14 protein-coding genes are annotated in these 14861 nt (G+C 61.9%); 7 read left to right on the forward strand and 7 right to left on the reverse strand.

What is annotated here, in order from left to right; all coding sequences use genetic code 11:
• Nucleotides 1–80 precede the first annotated feature (80 nt).
• Entirely contained in the window at nt 81–485 is a 405-nt protein-coding gene (locus C7441_RS02430) for a DUF1801 domain-containing protein (RefSeq protein ID WP_109611546.1), read from the forward strand.
• A gap of 213 nt (nt 486–698) precedes the next feature.
• Here the strand turns inward: C7441_RS02430 and C7441_RS23925 are convergent, their stop codons facing one another.
• On the reverse strand, nt 699–872 hold the full coding sequence (locus C7441_RS23925) for a hypothetical protein (RefSeq protein ID WP_170124980.1): 174 nt from the start codon (nt 870–872) through the stop codon (nt 699–701).
• Nucleotides 873–1138: 266 nt separating this feature from the next.
• Here C7441_RS23925 and C7441_RS02440 point away from each other — a divergent pair, with 266 nt between their 5' ends.
• The 3 genes from C7441_RS02440 (at nt 1139) to C7441_RS02450 (ending at nt 3370) form a co-directional block, all read left to right on the forward strand.
• Nucleotides 1139–1450, forward strand: coding sequence for a hypothetical protein (locus tag C7441_RS02440; RefSeq protein ID WP_109611548.1), 312 nt, complete (start codon nt 1139–1141; stop codon nt 1448–1450).
• Between the two features lie 78 nt (nt 1451–1528).
• The gene (locus C7441_RS02445) at nt 1529–1924 is read left to right on the forward strand and encodes an MAPEG family protein (protein ID WP_109611623.1); all 396 of its coding nucleotides are present in this window, start codon (nt 1529–1531) and stop codon (nt 1922–1924) included.
• A gap of 123 nt (nt 1925–2047) precedes the next feature.
• The gene (locus C7441_RS02450) at nt 2048–3370 is read left to right on the forward strand and encodes a DUF3422 family protein (RefSeq protein WP_109611549.1); all 1323 of its coding nucleotides are present in this window, start codon (nt 2048–2050) and stop codon (nt 3368–3370) included.
• A gap of 142 nt (nt 3371–3512) precedes the next feature.
• Here the strand turns inward: C7441_RS02450 and C7441_RS02455 are convergent, their stop codons facing one another.
• Together C7441_RS02455 and C7441_RS02460 are read right to left on the reverse strand one after the other, a co-directional pair.
• A complete protein-coding gene (locus C7441_RS02455) occupies nt 3513–5510 on the reverse strand; it encodes a CocE/NonD family hydrolase (protein ID WP_109611550.1) in 1998 nt (665 codons plus the stop codon).
• A 97-nt stretch (nt 5511–5607) separates the two neighbouring features.
• Entirely contained in the window at nt 5608–7170 is a 1563-nt protein-coding gene (locus C7441_RS02460) for an ABC transporter substrate-binding protein (RefSeq protein WP_109611551.1), read from the reverse strand.
• A gap of 103 nt (nt 7171–7273) precedes the next feature.
• Between C7441_RS02460 and C7441_RS02465 the strand changes: the two genes are divergently transcribed.
• Nucleotides 7274–8068, forward strand: a complete 795-nt coding sequence (locus C7441_RS02465; RefSeq protein ID WP_109611552.1) for a helix-turn-helix domain-containing protein — start codon at nt 7274–7276, stop codon at nt 8066–8068.
• Between the two features lie 22 nt (nt 8069–8090).
• On the opposite strand, the gene C7441_RS02470 is transcribed toward C7441_RS02465, so the two are convergent.
• The 4 genes from C7441_RS02470 to C7441_RS02485 are packed head-to-tail and all read right to left on the reverse strand — an operon-like array spanning nt 8091 to nt 12106.
• The gene (locus C7441_RS02470) at nt 8091–9254 is read right to left on the reverse strand and encodes an ABC transporter ATP-binding protein (RefSeq protein ID WP_109611553.1); all 1164 of its coding nucleotides are present in this window, start codon (nt 9252–9254) and stop codon (nt 8091–8093) included.
• Nucleotides 9247–10389 (reverse strand): extracellular solute-binding protein, encoded by a 1143-nt coding sequence (locus C7441_RS02475; protein ID WP_109611554.1) that lies wholly within the window; start codon nt 10387–10389, stop codon nt 9247–9249. Before C7441_RS02475 ends, C7441_RS02470 begins: the two co-directional genes overlap by 8 nt.
• Entirely contained in the window at nt 10389–11231 is an 843-nt protein-coding gene (locus C7441_RS02480) for an ABC transporter permease (RefSeq protein WP_109611555.1), read from the reverse strand. The genes C7441_RS02475 and C7441_RS02480 overlap by 1 nt, the downstream gene beginning before the upstream one ends.
• A complete protein-coding gene (locus C7441_RS02485) occupies nt 11228–12106 on the reverse strand; it encodes an ABC transporter permease (protein ID WP_040692269.1) in 879 nt (292 codons plus the stop codon). The genes C7441_RS02480 and C7441_RS02485 overlap by 4 nt, the downstream gene beginning before the upstream one ends.
• 343 nt (nt 12107–12449) lie before the next feature.
• Here C7441_RS02485 and C7441_RS02490 point away from each other — a divergent pair, with 343 nt between their 5' ends.
• On the forward strand, nt 12450–13820 hold the full coding sequence (locus tag C7441_RS02490) for an aminotransferase family protein (RefSeq protein WP_109611556.1): 1371 nt from the start codon (nt 12450–12452) through the stop codon (nt 13818–13820).
• 8 nt (nt 13821–13828) lie between these two features.
• Nucleotides 13829–14779, forward strand: a complete 951-nt coding sequence (gene kce, locus C7441_RS02495) for a 3,5-dioxohexanoate:acetyl-CoA acetone transferase (RefSeq protein ID WP_109611557.1) — start codon at nt 13829–13831, stop codon at nt 14777–14779.
• Nucleotides 14780–14861: the final 82 nt, after the last annotated feature.

Genomic DNA, 14861 nt, shown 5'->3' on the forward strand with positions numbered 1-14861 from the left:
CTTTCGTTCCGAAACGTGAACTGGAGCGGCGCGGCCGGTCATCGCGGACCGGCTGTTGCGCATAACCGGAGAGGGTCCACATGATGAAGCCGAAGCTTCTTTCAGGCGGCAATCCGCAGATTGCCAAGGGCTACGGAGACGAGCCCGTGCAAGCCTACATCACCGCCATGCCAGGCTGGAAAAGCGATCTCGGGAAACGCATCGACGGCATCATCGCGCGTACCGTTCCCGGCGTTTGCAAGGCCGTCAAATGGAACTCGCCTTTCTATGGCGTCGCGGATGGGACCTGGTTCCTGAGCCTCCATTGCTTCACGAAATACGTGAAAGTGACCTTTTTTCGGGGCACATCCCTGGACCCGATGCCGCTGGGCACATCAAAGCATCCGCAAGTCCGCTACCTCGACGTTCACGAGGGCCAGTTCGACGAAGCGCAGTTTACCGACTGGGTGAAGCAGGCGGCCGCTCTGCCCGGCGAAAAGATGTGAACCACCGGGCAGCACGAAAAAGCCGGCAGTCCGGGACGGCGTGGTATCCGTATGCCGTTTTCGTCGTTCGGGAATTCAGTCTTCGAGACTGCGCCGGTTTAACCGCTTCACGCTGTTGCCGGACATGGCGGGCTGGCGACCGGGAAATCCCGAACCCCGGTTATCGGCCTGCACGGGGAATAACCCGGCAGCGGCCAGCCCGATCGTGCGCGTCTATCTCGCGACCGACCCGATGACGATTGCCCCCATGACCGCCGCAGTGGCGCCCATTGCAACAAAGGTGGCTGTTTGAATAACCCCGATGGTGACGCTCGCAGTCACCAATGCGGCCACGACGGCAACAATTACCAGCGCCAGAAGCGGTCTCTTTCGGATGATTTCGATCATGGGAGTCGATCCTTTCTTCTTTTCCCGCAATCTAACCATTCGCATGTGAAAGGCCATATCCCGCAACTGCGACACGAAGGCCGTTGCCAAGCTCAGGGTCGAGAGCCTGGCTTGGGCATTCCTGCCCGAGCCCGCAACCTCTTTTTATCGGAACGGATGTCCCCGCCGGCAGTTAGGGTCAGGACCTGTTGATATGATGAAGATGGCGCCTGAAACGGCGAAGGTCGATGTGGCTCCATCGATCATCCTTCGGAATGGAGTAGGCCATGTCCAGGGAGCCTGAATATCACACCGGAGCCCGCAAGCCTGTACCCGCTGCCGGGCCCGATCCGAATGACGCCTTCTCGCAAGAAGCCGCGAAAAACCGGAAACCGCCTCTGGGTACCGGTCTGACCGAAACCGTCGATGACGGCCAGAAGCGCGCGGCTGAAGAGTTCAGGAAGCTCAAACAATCGAGGGAGCCGCGCCCCGGCGACAAGGAAACCTCGACCGGACGAGGCGATCCCGACCATCCGACGCGCGACACGAGAGAAACGCCAGCGCCCAACCCGGACGGTGGTTCCACCAAAGGCGACTAGCGTCAGGAGCATGCCAATCCGGGTTGCCGCCGGTGTAAAGGTTTGATTGTCTGCATGGCCAGAGAGAGGGAGCAGGCTATGGAACAATATTACGGCGTCGCAATTGTCACCCTGCTATGTGGTCTTGTCCTCTTCGGGATGGCTATTACCGTGGCAAGAACCCACTCCGCAACCGGGATACTTGCGCCCAGGATGACCGGTGACCCGCGGCTCGAGCAGGCAATTCGAGCGCACTCCAACACACTTGAATGGCTACCGATCTTCCTGCCGTCGATGTGGCTGTTCGCTATCTACTGGAGCGCGACATGGGCAGCGATTTTCGGTGGTATCTGGCTGGTTGGCCGGATCGCTTATTTTGTCGGGTATCTTTCGGCACCGTTGAAGCGATATCCCGGTTTCTTCATCCAGAGTGTGGCGACTTTCATATTGCTGCTTGGCGCTTTGGGCAGAATTCTCTTCCTCTGGATTTCCTAGGCCGGCGGCCCATCTGCCAGGCGAGGCCCTGCGGCCCATCAGCGCGCAACGATTTGGCATTGGCATGCGATTGAGAGTTTCTCTACAGCCTCTCATCCAGCCAATCATTGAGGAACCCGGTTGATGACTGACAATCCGTCGTCTCTTGAATTCTTGCCGCGGGCAACCGGCAGCGTCATGGGATTTCCGGCGCATGCCGAGCGTGCGGGTGCCCTCGGTGAAGTGCATTCCCGCCCACATCCTATGGTCGAAGCGCCACGCGCCCTGATCCAGCTTTCCTTCATGACGGATGCCGGGTCCAGCGTCGACCACGCCGTTCTTTGCGAACTCTCACGACGCCTTGGCATCGCTGCGCCAGATCGCCAGGCGCGCCATCATGCCATGAAATGGGGACAAGGTTCGGTCCGCTGGGAGCGCCACACAGAGTTTTCGACCTATCTCTGGGAAGGCCCGCTTGGCGAAACCGGCCGCGCTTGGGAAAATTCGCCTTTCGGCAATGGTTTCAGTCCGCCCGGCACGGTGATTTCGGCAATCCGGGTCGAAATCCGCGAATGGACCCCTGCAAGTGAGAAGCTGATTGCCGGCTTCGATCCGGCCAGCCTGTGCTATTCCCTGGTCGAGAATGGCGCGGCCGCCATCGTCACGGACTTCCGTCAGGACGCCGACGGACTGACCCGCATCCTGGTTCTCGACCGCGGTATGACCCCAGCCCGTGCCGGCGCCCTGTCACAACGGCTGATCGATATCGAAACCTACCGGACCCTCGCCCTGCTCGGACTGCCGATGGCGCTCTCGCTGTCGGGTCAGGTGCGTCGCATGGAAGACAGTCTTGCCCAGATCACGCGGGAAATGAAGAGCAGTGAAACGCGCGACAGCCAGACCCTGCTTGCCAACCTCACGGAACTGGCGGCCGAACTCGAGGCCGATGCCGCCGCCAGCCTCTATCGCTTCGGCGCCAGTCGCGCCTATGACGGCATCGTGCGCGAACGCCTGGAAGCGCTGGAGGAGGAGGCGGTGCCGGGCCACCAGACCTGGGCCGGCTTCCTGCAACGTCGCATGGCTCCCGCAATGCGCACCTGCCGATCGGTCGAGGAAAGGCAGGCCAATCTGTCACGCAAGCTTACCCGCACCACCACGCTTCTGCGCACCTGGGTGGATGTCGAGGTCGAAAAGCAGAACCGCGACCTGCTTGCCTCGATGAACAACCGCGCCCGGCTCCAACTGCGGCTGCAGCAGACGGTCGAGGGCCTTTCCGTGGCGGCTGTGTCCTATTACGTGGTCGGCCTCGTCGGTTATGTCGCCAAGGGCGCGTCGGCCGCCAGTCACGCCTTTTCGCCTGAGACCGCAACCGCCCTTGCGGTCCTGCCGGTGGTGCTACTGGTCTGGTGGGGTATCCGGCGGATTCGTCACGCACATCAGGAACATAAGTCGCAGGCCGACGACTAGGCCGGCACCAGGTCAGGAGTGCGGATGGATAGCAGCGTGAGGAGCCAGGCTCCCCACGCTTCTCGCTGCCTTTGTTCCGGTGGAACGGCCTTCTGCCCTTCACGATGTCGTTCGGGCCTCCCCCACGAGCCCGCGCGTTGCTTCACATGCAATCGCGCGGGATGCGCGCGCTGCGCTCGCGGTCGAACACCGAGCTTCCGTCATGGAACGCCTGCATATGCTCGGAAACGATCCATTCCGTTTCAGTGCAGGAGAGTTTCATGGTGCTGCGGGTCGTGGTTTCCCAGCCTTCACGGGCGATAGTGCAAACTGAGGTGATCTCGGCTGTCATCGACAGCGGATCTCCCGGCACGATCGACCACACCTGTTCGGTGACGTCGCGCGCCCTGAGCCCATTGCCGGGGTGGCGATTGAGACCGGTGTCCTCGCTGACCCTGTAGCGGGTTACGCCATTGCGCAGGTCATGTTCGATGCTGCGTGCGGATGAGCCTTCTTCCAGTTCTTCGTAGTGCGGGAGGGGATCGGGATTGGCCGGCTCCGGCAGGTCGATGCGACTGTGCTCGCCCAGCAGAGGCAAGCTTACCTCGACCGAAGCCAGTTCAATATCGAGCGTGGCGTCATAGGGCGGCGGCAACACCGTCGGCCAATAGGCACTGGACAGCGAAAGGCGGATGCGGTGCCCCGGCGCGAAACGATAGCCACAGGCGTCCAGAACCAGTTCCACCTCGACTGCCTTGCCCGGCTCCAGCACCTGAGGCTCGGCATTGCCGTTGCGATGGGCAAGGTTGAGTACGCCATAGCAGACGCGCGTGGCGGTGCCGTCGGGATGCACGTCCACCAGCCTTGCAGCCAGGTTGGCGAGCGGCGCATCGCTGGACAGGCGCAGCCTCAAAACCGGCTGGCCGAGGATGACACATTCTTCGCCGAGCGCCGCGCTGTCGAAGGTGAGCGAACCGGCATCATCCGGGCGCTGATCGCTTGCCATTTCGGAATCCGGCTTGAGCGTGAAAAACTCACCGGCGGCAGTGCCCGTATCGAGCGGCGACCGCAGCAGCGCATTGCCGCCGGCACGATCCCGCGGATTGTGTTCGAGCCGTCCTGAAGCATCGACCGCCAAGGCCATCGCCTTCGGTTCGCTCCATGCATCCTTGGCAACCCAGTAGCCGGGATCCGCCTCGCGCCAGCGAGCCGGGCGGGGTCCATCGAGGATGTAGGCGCGCACCTGCGGCGCGGCATCGGCACCGTTCTTTTCATCGCAGAGCCAGCGGCGCCACCAGGCAATCGCCTCGGCATGAAAGTCAGCGCGCGGCTTCGGATAGGCAAAATGCGGATATTTGTGCACCCACGGCCCTATCAGCGCCTTGGCCTTGCCAGGCATTCCGCTCACGGCCTTCAGCGGCGTGTTGCGATAGCCGTCCGCCCAGCCTGCTATCACCAGCGCGGGAATGGGGAAACCCTCGAAATCCTCGCAGATCGAACCGTGGCGCCAAAACTCGTCGCGGCGCTGGTGCGAAAGCCATTCCTCCATGAAGAAAGGCTCTTGTTCCAGCCGCTCCAGCCACATGTCGCGCCAGCGCTCACCCACGATCTCGGGGTCCGGCGAGCGTGACTGGTAGGCACTCATCGTTGCCGCCCAGGAAAACTGGGCCGACAGGTGCGTACCGTTCTTGTAGTGGATATCGTCATTATAGCGATCGACCGTCGAGGCGATGGAGATCACCGCCTTGAGTGCCGGCGGTTTCAGCGCCGCCACCTGGAGGCAATTGAAACCGCCCCACGAAATGCCCATCATGCCCACGCTGCCGTTCGACCATGGCTGGGCGGCGATCCACTCGATCACCTCGACCGCATCGGAAAGCTCTCGCGGCGTGTATTCGCCGTCGATCACGCCATCGGATTCGCCGCTGCCGCGAATGTCCACGCGAACTCCGGCGATGCCGGCAGCGGCAAACACCGGATAGGTGGACTCGTCGCGAGGGGCGGTGCCGTTGCGCTTGCGATAGGGCAGAAATTCCAGCACCGCGGGAACCGGCGTGGCTTGTCCCGCATCATCCGGCATCCAGATGCGCGCAGCCAGTCGCGTGCCGTCTTCCAGCACAATCCATTCATTCTCGATGACATGAAAATTATTGTTCGTCATGAAACCAACCACATAAAATTCCTGGGCATGCCAGGCATGCCGCCGGCGCCCTCAGGCGCATGGATGAAGGTCAGGCGATGCCTGCCCCCCGAAAAACTCAGGCTTCCAGCCAAATCCGGCTCGCAATGCGACCGTTGGAAAGATCGTTGCCGATATCGTGGACATACCCCTTCAGCTTGTTCGACGACGCGTTCAGGTAGTCGTTGAAAACCGGCAAGATCAAACCACCCTCATCGTGCACCATGAGCGCCATCTGCCGATAGAGCACGCGGCGCTTGTCTTCATCGAGCTCGCCTCGGGCCTCCATCGCCAGCTTGTCGAAATCCGGACGCTTGAAGCGCGTGTCGTTCCATTCCGCATCGGACACGTAGGAGGTGGAATAGCGCGCATCCTGTGTCGGGCGCCCACCCCAGTAAGAAGCGCAGAACGGCTTCTTGTTCCAGACTTCCGTCCAGTATCCGTCACTGGGCTCACGCCGCACGTCGAGCTGTATGCCGGCCTTGGCCGCGCTGATCTGGAAAAGCTGCGCGGCATCAACCGCACCGGGGAACGCCGCCTCGGAAGTCTGCAGCAGGATCGGTCCCTCATGACCGGATTTCTTGTAGTGGAATGCTGCCTTGTCGGGATCGTAGACGCGCTGCTCGATATCGGTCGGCGCAAGCGCGTAGTTGGCGTTGACCGGATAGTCGTTCCCGATCGTGCCGAAACCGCCAACCACCTGCTTGAGGATAGCCTCGCGGTCTATGGCCAGCTTCAGTGCCGTGCGCAGATCGTTATTGTCGAACGGCGCGGTGTCGCAATGCATCAAAAAGGCGTAAAAACCCTTGCCCGAGGTACGCAACACCTCGACATTCGCCGCCCGCTGCAACAGTGGAACCACCTTCGGCGCAAGCGTGTTGATGAAATCGACCTCGCCCGATCTCAGGGCGCTGATGCGGGCGGTCAGATCATTCATGACCGTGATCTCGACACTGTCAACGTAGCCGCGATCCTGACGCCAGTCGTCCTTGTTTCTTTCGAAGGTAGCGCGAACGCCCGGTTCGAACTTCACCATCTTGTAGGGACCGGTGCCGATCGCGGCGTTGGGGTTATCGACACCGCCGCCCGGCTGGATCTGCAGGTGATAGTCGGTGAGCACGAGCGGCAGGTCGGCATTGCCTTCCTTCAGCGTGATCACCAGGTCTCCCGCTTTCTCCTCGATGCGCGATATGCCGGTCAGCAGGCCGAGCGCGCCCGATTGCGATTTCTCGCCCGCATGGCGGCGCAGCGTGGCAACCGCATCCGCAACGGTCAGCGGCTTTCCGTCATGGAAGTGCACGCCCTTGCGAAGCTTGAAGGTCCATTCCTTCGCGTCGGCCGAGGGCGACCAGGATTCGGCCAGTGAGGGAAGCGGGGCACCCGTCTTGGGATCGGATTCAACCAGCGTATCGCCCCAGCAATGCGCGATCACGAAGAGAACGCTCGCCGACGCCAGCGCCGGATCGAGCGTGTCGGCGGATGCACCGCCTTCGAGCCCCATCCGCAACACACCGCCACGCACGGGGTCTTGCGCCCGGGCCGGCGAAACCAGCGTGCCGGTCGCAGCCGTGAGCCCCAGCAGCGTACTTCCCTGAAGAAAGCCGCGGCGCGAAAGGTTAAACGCCCTACCCAACTCGTCCATTTGGATCCTCTCGATCGGAACTGTCGCAGCCGATAATGAGCCCGGATCGGCGCAGCGCAACTTCGCTGCTTGACGCTATTTTAAGCAAGTTTATGCTACCGCAATGCAGGGATCACATCTCAATTTCAACGGCAATCTGAAATTTGCGTGCAGTACGCGGAAGTCGATCTCCGATCTGTGTCGCGCGATCGGTGTCAACAGGCAGCAATTCAATCGCTATCTCAACGCCGGCACCCTGCCATCCGCACATAACCGCTTGCGGATCGCGGCTGCCTTCGGTCTCGATCCGGCTGATTTCGACCTGGCGCCGCATGCCTTTCGGGCAAGGCTGCTGGAGGGTCGCCACGCATCTCCCGGACGGGGGCCGCTTGATGACGCATTTCCCGGCGATCTGCGGGCATTGCGTGCATATCTGGGTTTCTACCAGACATGGCACATATCGCTTTCCTGGCCCGGCCGGATCGTGTGTTCCTGCGCGCATTTGCGGGAGAAGGACGGTCAGGTTCAGGTGACGTCTCTTGAGCGCATTGTGGACCATGAAAACGGCGTCGTGCAGCGTTCGCGCTATGTCGGCCTTGCCGCCTGCCAGCGTCAGCGCATTTTCCTGACCGAACTCACCCGTGGCGAGGCGCCAACCTTCGGGCAAACGATCCTGATGCCGTTCGAGATTCATCAACGGCGATATCTTCGGGGCCTGACGATGGGCATATCGTGGCGCAACAACAATTTGCCCTACGCTACGCGCACGATCTGGCGCCATCTCGGCACCAGCACGGACAGGCGCGGCCTGATCGCCGCTTGCGGCATCTACAAGCCGACGTCCGCCATCTTACCATCCGTCGTCGCATCGTTCCTCACCGAACCCGCGCTGATTGCGGCTGGAACCATGCAACCGTGAAGCCGATGACGGCCCTTCTCTTCTACGCAACCCGCAACCCGTTTTCATCCAGGAGGACGCAGCCTGCCGGGTCGAAACCAACATCTATGGCATCGCCCTCGCGCGCGAGCCTCCCTTCTATCTGGGTGTTGGCACGAATGATCATCCCTCCGCCCACATCGACTTCGTATATGGCGTTGCCGCCGAGATAGGAGGTCGAGATAACGCGCCCGGCCAGACGATTGACCGGGAGTGCTGCACCGACCGTCATTTTTTGCGGGCGCACCACGACGGTGATGCGAGAACCTGCCCCAAGAACCTTCGGCGAAACGGCGGTAACAACCTGTCCGGCCGGAAGCGTGATCGTCGCCCTGGATCCGTCCATTGCCGTAACGACGCCCGGCAACATGTTCGCCTTGCCGAGAAAATCGGCCACGAAGGCGGTCGCCGGCGTGTCATAGACCTCCTCGGGCGTGCCGATCTGCTCCATCGTGCCCGCGTTCATGACGACGATCTGGTCGGACATGGACAATGCCTCTTCCTGATCGTGGGTCACGAAGATGGCGGTGATGCCGGTCTCCTTCTGGATTTTCTTGATCTCGACACGCATCTCCTCGCGCATATTGGCATCGAGCGCCGAAAGCGGCTCGTCCAGAAGCAGCACTTCGGGCTCGAACACGATGGCGCGCGCCAGCGCAATGCGCTGCTGCTGACCGCCCGAGAGCTGCGAGGGCAGCTTCTTTTCGCTGCCCGGCAGTCGCACCATCTCCAGCGCCTTGCCCACCCTGCGCGCGATCTCCGCCTTCGGCACATTGCGATATTTCAACCCGAAGGCGACATTGTCGAAGACGTTCTTGTGCGGGAAGAGCGCATAGCTCTGGAAGACCAGGCCGATATTGCGCTTGTAGATCGGCACGTCATCGACGCGCCTTCCGCCGATGGAAATCTGCCCGGCCGAGATATCGACCAGTCCCGCGATCGAGCGCAGGATCGTGGTTTTGCCGCAGCCGGAAGGCCCCAGCAGGGTGACAAAGCTGCCCTTGCGGATGGCGAGCGAGAAATTGCGGACCGCAACGAACTTGCCATAGGCGATGTCGATATTGCGGAATTCCACCGCCGGCTGCGGTGCGACATACCCGCCCGCGGTGGCCGGCAGCACCCCGGCCGCATCCGGCCGGGGTGTCTGGGTTTCGAGGCTGTCATGCACCTTTCGAAATCCTGTCCCATTGCTTGCTCCAGGCGTCTTCGTTGTTCGCCCAGTAGACCGGATCTGCGAAGGTCAGCGCGTTCATCGAGCCAGTCGGGTCGAAGGCCGGAAGCTTCTCGATCTTCTCGGTTAGCTTGACCTTGGTCGGGTCCAGCGAAGGCGGATAGTTCTGGCCCTCGGCCACGGCGATGGAGGTGGCGGGCTCGAGCATGAAATTGATCATCTCCTCGCACTCGGCCATGGGCGAGCCCTTGAGGACGAGCATGTCCTCCATCCAGGCATAGGAACCTTTCGGATCGATATAGCCGATCGGTTGACCCTGCTGCTGCAGCGCGGCAACACGGCCCGACCAGGCGTCCGTCACCACGATCTCGCCCTTGGAAAGCAGGTCCATCAGCTCCGCGCCGGAACTCCAGAATTTCTTGGCGAGATCCCGGTTTTCGCGCACCTTCGCCCAGACGGCATCCATGTCCTGGATGTTGTTCGGATCCTGACCGGTCTGCAGCGCGGCATACCAGACGCGCGTGGTCATGTCGGCATAGCCGCCCACCTTGCCCGCGTATTTCTGGTCAAACAGGAGGCCGACGCCCTTCTCCCTGGCCTCGTCGTCCGAGATGACCTTGTTGTTGTAGGCGATGCCGGTGGTACCGTAGTCGTATGGCACGGCGCCGATCTTGGGCGTGATCTTGCGGAAGGGTTCGATCATCGGCTCCAGCACGTTCACCATGTTGGGAATGTTGGCCTCGTTGATTTCGGCGTTGACGCCGGCATTCACGTATTTGATGTAGTAGTTCACGCCCGAGGAATGGATGACCTGGAAGTCTCCCGGCTTCGAGGTCTTGATCTTCGTGATGACCTCGTCCTCGTCGCCGAAGGTGCCCTGCACCACCTTGATGCCGGTCTTCTGCGTGTAGGGCTGGAAGGCATATTTATCGATCGCCTCCTGCACCACGCCGCCCCAGCCGTCGAAGCGCACTTCCGTCGCGGCCGCCAGCGCGCGGCCCATCCATGGCGTGGAAAGCCCTGCCGAAGCGGCCGCCGCCGCCGTCAGGGTCAGAAAGGTTCGGCGGCTGACGTCGCCGTTCCCATATCGCTCGTTCAGCCGTTCAAGTCTCTTCGTCGTCGAAATTTTCATCAGGCATTCCCCTTTGCATCGACACGTTTTCTCAACCGGGTGAGACTTTGCAGGATAAGCCCGCCAACCAGCGGAATGCCCACGGTCACGACGATCATGACCGTGCCGAGCGCATTGATCTCGGGGCTTATCGAAATCTTGAGCATCGACAAAATCTGGGTCGGCATCGTTTCGACGCCGGCAGGCCGCCAGAACAGGCTGGCGGAGGTGTTGTCGAAGGAAATGGTGAAGGCCAGCAGTGCGCTGGCGACGACCGCCGGGATAAGCAGCGGCAGCGTGATCTCGCGGAACGACGACAGCCGCGACGCCCCCAGCGACAGCGCCGCTTCCTCATAGGTGCGCCGGATGCCTACCATGCGCGCCTGCGTGATCAGCACCACGTAGGGCAGCGCCAGCATGATATGGCCAAGCAGCAACAGCCCCAGACTGCGTGGCTGGTCGACCGCCTTGATGAGAACCAGCAGCCCGACGCCCAGAATGGTTTCCGGCACCAGCGCCGGCAGGATCACCAGCGTGCCGAAAGTCGCCTTGCCGGGAAACTCGAAGCGAACCAGCGCAAAGGCGGTGATGATGCCCAGCAGCGTCGTGACCGCAGCCGTGACCAGCGCAATCCACAGCGATGTCCTGAAGGCGGCAAGCACCTGCTCGTTGGACAAGAGCTTGCCATACCATTGCAGGCTGAAGCCGGTGAGCGGAAAGCCGCCGAACATCGAGGCGTTGAAGGACAGCACGACCGTGGCAATGATCGGCGCGAACATGAAGATATAGACGCAAAGCGTGATGAAGCCGGTCAGACGCCAGGCCCATCTGCCTTCCTTGTCCTGATACCGGCCCCCGCTCATCCGCCCAGCCCCTTCACGATCTGGGACATGCCCATGTAGCGGGTATAGGTGGCGGCAAAGCAGCCGAGCACGACGAACAGCACGATTGAGAGCGTGGCGCCCATCGGCCAGTTCAGTTGCCCCATGATGGTGTCGTAGATCAGATTGCCGAACAAGGCATCGCGACCCGAGCCGAGCAATTGCGGCGTCACATAACTGCCGGCGGCGAGCACGAAGCAGAGCAGCAGACCTGCTGCGAGGCCGGGCAATGACAGCGGCAGCGTGACTTCGCGGAACGCCTGCGCACTGGTGCAGCCCATGGATCGGGCCGCTGAAATCAGCGTGCGGTCGATGCTTTCAAGGCTCACATAGACGTTGAGGATCATGTAGGGCAGCAGGAAGTGCAGGAGCCCCATGACGACCGCGCCCTCGGTGTAGAGCATCTGCAAAGGCTGGTCGATCAGGCCGAGCTTCAGCAGCGTAACATTGATGAGCCCCTGCTCGCCGAGGATGTGGATCCATGAAAAGGTGCGGATGGTGAAGCTGATCCAGAACGGCACGATGAGCAGCAGAAGCAGCAGCCATTTGTGCCGGAAGTTGGTGGCCCAGATGAAATAGGCCGGGAAATAGCCAAGCACCGCGCAGATGATCGCGGTCATGGCACCGACGCGCATGGTCTTCAAAAGGAAGCCGTGATAGTAACTGTCGGTCAGGAATTCAGTCCAGTTGGCAAGCGTCAACTCGCTTGTCTCGACGCCCGCCGTGACGAAAGTAAAGAAGGTGTAGACCGCCATCACGGCAATCGGCAGCAGCAGGAAAAGAAGCAGCAGAAGCAATACCGGTGCGACCAGTATCCATGCCAGTCGCGGGTCGTAGAGTTTCCACCCTTTGGTCATACCCACTCGGATCGTGACGCGCCGTCTGTGCAGCGCTTGTTTGTTCCCTGAAATGAAGATTGGGCGATAAGCGAGCCGATGTCCACAGCCGCAATGCAGATTTCTCTCCAATCACGTCCGCTTGTCTTGATGGCAAAGTTCGAGCGTTGTGCCCTGCCGCAATAACACCCTCAGGGCAAGCCTGCCCTGATCACAACGGCGGCGTGCAGGCGATTTAAGCCTTTCGGATCGCGGCGAATTCATTCCGGGAATCCACAACTTCCATTTCCATTACCCGGTTGTGCAACGCTGACACAAAGGCAATCATGTAAGTTGGAAGCTTCGAATGAGGGGGAGGTTTGACATGACTGTTCATTCCGCAGCGGCCGAGGCTGGTCGCAAGCCGAACCTCTTTCATTTCACACGCGCGCCGCGCCCGATGGTGGATCGCGCCGAGGGCATCTATCTGTGGGACAGGACCGGTCGCCGCTATATTGACGGGTCGAGCGGGGCGGTGAACGTCAATATCGGCCATGGCAACCGCGCCGTCATCGACGCGATGAAGCGCCAGATGAACCAGGTGTGCTTTGCCTACACCATCCATTTCGAAAGCGAGCCCGCCGTCGAACTGGCACGCGGACTGGCCGCGCGCCTGCCCAATGGGCTCGAGCGCATCTATTTCGTGTCAGGCGGTTCGGAGGCGGTGGAAGCCTGCCTGAAACTCGCCCGGCAATGGGCGGTGGTGACAGGCCAGCCGAAGCGCTGGAAGATCATCGGACGCATGCCTTCCTATCACGGCATCACTGTCGGCTCGCTCGGCGTCACCGGCGACGATGTGCTGACCAAAGCCTTCGAGCCGATGGGGCAGCCCATGCCACTCATCCCCGCGCCGATGGTCCATCGCGACAACGACAATCTCTCGCTGGAAGAGCGCGGCCTGCGCTACGCCGACATGCTGGAGGCGAAGATACTCGGGGAAGGCCCCGAAAGCGTACTCGCCTTCCTGATGGAGCCGATCGGGGGCGCTGCCACGGCCGCCCTCGTTCCGCCCGACAGCTATTTTGCCCGCATCCGCGAAATCTGCGACCGCTACGGCATCCTGCTCATCCACGACGAGGTGATGACCGGCATCGGCCGCACCGGGAAATTCCTCGGCGGCGACCACTGGAACTGCAAGCCCGACATCATCTCGCTCTCCAAGGGTCTCTCGTCGGGCTATGCGCCGCTCGGCGCTCTGGCCGCCACCGAGCGTATCGTCGGCCCGGTGGTTGCCGCCGGCGGCTTCCTGCACGGCCATACCTATGGCGGCAACCCGGTGGCCTGCGCGGCCGGCCTTGCCGTGCTGGGCGAAGTCGACCGGCTGGGGCTGATCGGCAACGCGGCCGCCATGGGCGAGGTGCTGAAGGGCGAGCTCGAAGCGCTTACGAGGCACTTCCCCTTCGTGGGCGACGTGCGCGGCAAGGGCCTGCTGCTGGGCGCCGAACTCTACGCCGACCCGGTGACGAAGACGCCACTGCCGCCGGAGTTGAACGCCAATGTCCGGCTGATCGACCTTGCCTTCGAGCGCGGGCTGATCGTCTATTCGCGGCGCGTACGCGGCGGACCGTTCAGCGACAATTTCATGGTCGCGCCACCGCTCATCGTCACGCGCGAGCAGATCGGCGAGATCGTTTCCGTCCTCGGCGACACGCTGGAAGCGCTCGCCGCCGAACTCGACCTTCCCGTGAACCGGTGAGGCCAGACATGACCGCTCCCGCAAAATCATCGCGCCGCAAGGTCATCATCACCTGCGCCGTCACCGGTTCGGTCCACACACCGACCATGTCGCCTCATCTGCCCATCACGCCCGACCAGATCGCTTCGGAGGCGATTGCGGCGGCAGAGGCCGGAGCTTCGATCCTGCACTTGCACGCTCGCGATCCGAAAGATGGGCGGCCGACCGCCGATCCCGACGTTTTCATGCAGTTCCTGCCGCGCATCAAGCAGGCGACCGAGGCGGTGATCAACATCTCCACCGGCGGCTCCTCGCTGATGACGCTGGACGACCGGCTCGCGGCCTCGCTGCGCGCAGAACCGGAAATGTGCTCACTCAACATGGGGTCGATGAACTTCGCGCTGTTCCCCGCACTCGACAAGCCGACCGAGTGGCGGCACGACTGGGAGCCGAAGCTGCTCGAAGCCACGCGCAGCTCGATCTTCAAGAATACCTTCGCCGACATGGAATTGATCCTCGACCGGCTGGGCAAGGGCTGCGACACGCGTTTCGAGTTCGAATGCTACGATGTCGGCCATCTCTATTCACTGGCGCATTTCCGCGATCGCGGGCTGGTGTCGGGCCACCTCTTCATCCAGTTCGTGTTCGGCGTGTTGGGCGGCATCGGGGCAGACCCGGACAATCTCACCCACATGAAACGTATTGCCGACAAGCTGTTCGGCGACGGCTACAGCTTCTCCGTGCTTGCTGCCGGCCGTCACCAGATGCCGATGATCACGATGGCCGCCGCCATGGGCGGCAATGTGCGGGTGGGGCTGGAGGACAGCCTCTATGACGGACGCGGTCAGCTTGCCCGCTCCAATGCCGACCAGGTGCGGCGCATCCGCAAGGTGTTGGAAGCGCTGTCACTGGACGCGGCGACGCCCGCCGAAGCGCGCGACCTGCTGGGCCTCAAGGGCGGCGACCGGGTGGCGTTTTGATGAGTTCGGCCCGCTTTTCACCCCCACCCCTAACCCCTCCCCCAAAAATCACCATCAGGCCGGCGGAACCGGCCGATGCCGA

The sequence above is a fragment of the Pseudaminobacter salicylatoxidans genome, assembly GCF_003148475.1.
Taxonomy (GTDB): Bacteria; Pseudomonadota; Alphaproteobacteria; order Rhizobiales; family Rhizobiaceae; genus Pseudaminobacter; species Pseudaminobacter salicylatoxidans.

Coding starts and splice junctions, on each gene's coding strand:
- kce (WP_109611557.1), top strand. CDS start 13,829: ATGACCGCTCCCGCAAAATCATCGCGCCGCAAGGTCATCATCACCTGC.
- C7441_RS02450 (WP_109611549.1), top strand. CDS start 2,048: ATGACTGACAATCCGTCGTCTCTTGAATTCTTGCCGCGGGCAACCGGC.
- C7441_RS02440 (WP_109611548.1), top strand. CDS start 1,139: ATGTCCAGGGAGCCTGAATATCACACCGGAGCCCGCAAGCCTGTACCC.
- C7441_RS02475 (WP_109611554.1), bottom strand. CDS start 10,389: ATGAAAATTTCGACGACGAAGAGACTTGAACGGCTGAACGAGCGATAT.
- C7441_RS02490 (WP_109611556.1), top strand. CDS start 12,450: ATGACTGTTCATTCCGCAGCGGCCGAGGCTGGTCGCAAGCCGAACCTC.
- C7441_RS02445 (WP_109611623.1), top strand. CDS start 1,529: ATGGAACAATATTACGGCGTCGCAATTGTCACCCTGCTATGTGGTCTT.
- C7441_RS02480 (WP_109611555.1), bottom strand. CDS start 11,231: ATGAGCGGGGGCCGGTATCAGGACAAGGAAGGCAGATGGGCCTGGCGT.
- C7441_RS02460 (WP_109611551.1), bottom strand. CDS start 7,170: ATGGACGAGTTGGGTAGGGCGTTTAACCTTTCGCGCCGCGGCTTTCTT.
- C7441_RS02485 (WP_040692269.1), bottom strand. CDS start 12,106: ATGACCAAAGGGTGGAAACTCTACGACCCGCGACTGGCATGGATACTG.
- C7441_RS02455 (WP_109611550.1), bottom strand. CDS start 5,510: ATGACGAACAATAATTTTCATGTCATCGAGAATGAATGGATTGTGCTG.
- C7441_RS02430 (WP_109611546.1), top strand. CDS start 81: ATGATGAAGCCGAAGCTTCTTTCAGGCGGCAATCCGCAGATTGCCAAG.
- C7441_RS23925 (WP_170124980.1), bottom strand. CDS start 872: ATGATCGAAATCATCCGAAAGAGACCGCTTCTGGCGCTGGTAATTGTT.
- C7441_RS02465 (WP_109611552.1), top strand. CDS start 7,274: ATGCAGGGATCACATCTCAATTTCAACGGCAATCTGAAATTTGCGTGC.